Source organism: Stenotrophomonas sp. HMWF023, assembly GCF_003060985.1.
GTDB lineage: Bacteria > Pseudomonadota > Gammaproteobacteria > Xanthomonadales > Xanthomonadaceae > Stenotrophomonas > Stenotrophomonas lactitubi.
The window spans coordinates 53,261-53,557 of record NZ_QAIJ01000259.1; the positions used below are offsets into that span (position 1 = coordinate 53,261).

Annotated in this window: 1 pseudogene; it reads left to right on the forward strand. The window is 68.7% G+C overall.

Annotated elements, in window-relative coordinates:
- Positions 1 to 60: 60 nt before the first annotated feature.
- Positions 61 to 297, forward strand: a pseudogene (locus tag DBR20_RS14875) (tRNA pseudouridine(38-40) synthase TruA); the annotation flags it as partial.

Genomic DNA, 297 nt, shown 5'->3' on the forward strand with positions numbered 1-297 from the left:
GGTCTGGTCCGAGCGCGACCCGGCCTGAGCGCCGCCCCACCCGCAACATCGAGGTAGCACATGCGTTACGCGCTCGGCGTCGAATACGACGGCAGCGATTTCAGGGGATGGCAGAACCTGGGCGAGGGCGGACCCAGTGTCCAGGCCAGCCTGGAACAGGCCCTGTCATCGGTGGCCGATACCCCCTTGCAGGTGGTCTGCGCCGGCCGCACCGATGCCGGCGTGCATGGCCAGTGCCAGGTCGTGCACTTCGAAACCGACGTGGTGCGTGATCCGCGCGCCTGGATGCTCGGCACC